Annotated in this window: 1 protein-coding gene; it reads left to right on the plus strand. The window is 35.5% G+C overall.

Annotation, left to right across the window (positions count from 1 at the left end):
• Positions 1-274 precede the first annotated feature (274 nt).
• Positions 275-465, plus strand: a 191-nt coding sequence (locus BN338_RS12795; protein ID WP_244427653.1) for a hypothetical protein, incomplete at its 3' end; no start/stop codon positions are given.

Raw genomic sequence — 465 nt, forward strand, 5'->3', positions numbered from 1 at the left:
AAAAAAAAAACGATACCCTCCCCTCTCTTCTGCCAATGAAGATTTTTTAAGAGCACGATTAACGGCTGAATGTGAAGAAAACTTGCAGTGTAGCAGAATTTAAAAAAGATCCAAAATTGATGAAAAATTTCAAGCTGAAATGAAAACCGAGATTGAAAGAATGAGAGCTAAGGCTAAACAATAGAAGCCGAACAAGAAGCAAAACAACAAACTGAAGAAGAACAAAATAACGACTAAATTAATAAAAACACACAATGAATAGCGGGATATCTAAATGGCAATAGAAACCAAAGGCATATTCACTACTATAGAAAGTACGTTGATAGCCCCACTTACAGGATCAATGGGGAAAACCACCGCATATCGCTATTGCGCTTTAGCTGCTCAACTTAAAGAGCTCCGTATAGTTTATAATACATTTATGGCAAATGTCTGTGCTCTAGATTGTTCATCACTGGTTATAAA

This window comes from Bartonella queenslandensis AUST/NH15 (genome assembly GCF_000312585.1).
Taxonomy (GTDB): Bacteria; Pseudomonadota; Alphaproteobacteria; order Rhizobiales; family Rhizobiaceae; genus Bartonella; species Bartonella queenslandensis_A.